A 2,022-nucleotide genomic window follows, 5' to 3' on the forward strand; every position below is an offset into this window, starting at 1 on the left:
GCCACGAACAGCACCAGGCTCAGCAGGGTGCTCCCCACCAGCAGGCTGTTGAGCCACTGGCTGCGCCGCAGCCCCGCCAGGGCCGCCAAGGTGATCAACGCCACCGCCAGCGGCGGCCACCAGCGCACGCCGAGGGGATCCACCCCCAGCAGGGTCCCCAGATAGGCGGCCAGGCCGAGGGCGGCGGCTGCCGCCGACGCTGTCTTGGCACAGAGAAACAGCCAGCCGGCGGTGAAGCCGGCCAGGGGCGAGAGCAGGCGGCGGCCGTATTCGTAGCTGCCGCCGCTCACCGGCATCACCGCCGCCAGCTGGGCGGCCGAGAGCCCGTTGGCTCCCGCCAGCAGGCCCGCGAGCAGGATGGCCAGGGGGAGGGCCTCGCCGGCGGGTTGGGCCGCCAGGGCCAGGCTGACGAACACGCCGGTCCCCAGGATCGACCCCAGGCCGATGATCAGCGCGCCACCGAGGCCGGTGGCCCGGCGCAGGAGGCGTTCATCGGGTCGGGTACCACCCCCGGACGGGCCGGGCCGCAGGTCCGTCGTCATGGAACCCGGTCGCAGAGCCGGGATTCTCGCCTTCGGCAGGCCATTGAGGATGTGCTCCCCGACCCCTCACCCCCAGCGCCGCCTGCGGCTGACAGCCACGCTGCCGTCGAAGCCGGGAACCGGCACCTGGCACTTGCTCAGCTCCACCGCCAGGGGGATGGGCCCATAGCAGGCCTCCAGCGCATCGAGGATCTGCTCGCTGTAGTGCTCCAGGGTGAGGCAGCGGACGCTGCGGGCCTGCTCCTGCAGCGCCGCGATGCCGCGGCCGTAGTCGAAGCCCTGGCTGAGGTCGTCGCTGCGGGCGACGGCGCCCAGGTCGACCCCGAGGGAGAAGGCCAGCTCGAACCACTGGCCGTGGCGACGCTCCTGCTCGTACACCCCCACGTGGGCCCAGAGCCGCAGGCCCCTTACGTGGATGGCCTCGGTCACAGGGGCAGGGGGCGGTGGCTGAAGCTCCGCGTCCCGTCGGCATAGTCGGCGGCGATGTGGCCCTCGCCCCGCAGTCGGTAGCGGTAGGTGACCAGCCCCTCGAGCCCCACCGGCCCCCGCGGCGGCAGGGTCTGGGTGCTGATGCCCACCTCGGCGCCGAAGCCGTAGCGGTTGCCGTCGGCGAAGCGGGTGGAGCAGTTGAGGAACACCCCGGCGCTGTCCACCGCCCGCAGGAACCGGTCGGCGGCCGCCGGATCGGTGGTGGCGATCGCATCGGTGTGCCGGGAGCCGTGGCGGCGGATGTGCTCCAGGGCCGCCTCCAGATCCTCGACCACCTTCACGTTGAGGATCAGATCGGAGTACTCGGTGTCCCAGGCGCCGGGGCCGGCGGCCACAGCCACCCCCAGGGCGCAGGCGCCGGCATCACCGCGCAGCTCCACCCCCGCCGCGGCGAAGGCCGGCAGCGCCGCCTTCAGGAAGGCGGGGGCAATGGCCTGGTGCACCAGCAGGGTCTCGATGGCATTGCAGGCCGCCGGGTACTGGGTCTTGCTGTCCAGGGCGATGCGCAGGGCCAGGGCCGGGTCGGCGGCCCGATCCACAACCAGATGGCAGATGCCGTCGGCGTGGCCCAGCACGGGGATGCGGGTGTTGTCCTGGATGAAGCGCACCAGGGCATTCGACCCCCTGGGAATGATCAGGTCCACCAGGCCATCGAGCCGCAGCAGCCCCAGGCTCTCCTCGCGGCTGGTGAGCAGCGCCAGGCAGCCGGGGTCGACGGTGCTGCCGGCCAGGCCCCGCTGCAGGGCCGCCGCAATCGCCTGGCAGCTGCGGCTGGCCTCCCGTCCCCCCTTGAGCAGGGCGCCGTTGCCGGAGCGGATCGCCAGCGAGGCGATCTGCATCACCGCGTCGGGCCGGGCCTCGAAGATCACCCCCAGCACCCCCAGGGGCACGCTCAGGCGCTCCAGCACCAGCCCCTCATCCAGTTCGGTGTGCAGCTGGCGCCGGCCCACCGGGTCCTCCAGGGCCGCCACCTGGCGCACCCCGGCGATGG

Annotated in this window: 3 protein-coding genes; all 3 read right to left on the reverse strand. The window is 73.2% G+C overall.

From position 1 onward, the window contains the following. Positions 1-542, reverse strand: a 542-nt coding sequence (locus VB737_RS16470; protein WP_500314549.1) for an amino acid permease, incomplete at its 3' end; no start/stop codon positions are given. Positions 543-608: 66 nt separating this feature from the next. Beyond that, positions 609-971 carry a dihydroneopterin aldolase gene (locus VB737_RS16475; protein ID WP_500314550.1) on the reverse strand — a complete coding sequence of 121 codons (363 nt, stop codon included), beginning with the start codon at positions 969-971 and terminating at the stop codon, positions 609-611. Continuing rightward, a partial coding sequence (locus tag VB737_RS16480; protein ID WP_500314552.1) for a glutamate-5-semialdehyde dehydrogenase occupies positions 968-2,022 on the reverse strand: 1,055 nt, incomplete at its 5' end. The genes VB737_RS16475 and VB737_RS16480, both read right to left, overlap by 4 nt.

Source organism: Synechococcus sp. BA-120 BA3 (assembly GCF_034931285.1).
Classification (GTDB): Bacteria; Cyanobacteriota; Cyanobacteriia; order PCC-6307; family Cyanobiaceae; genus Cyanobium.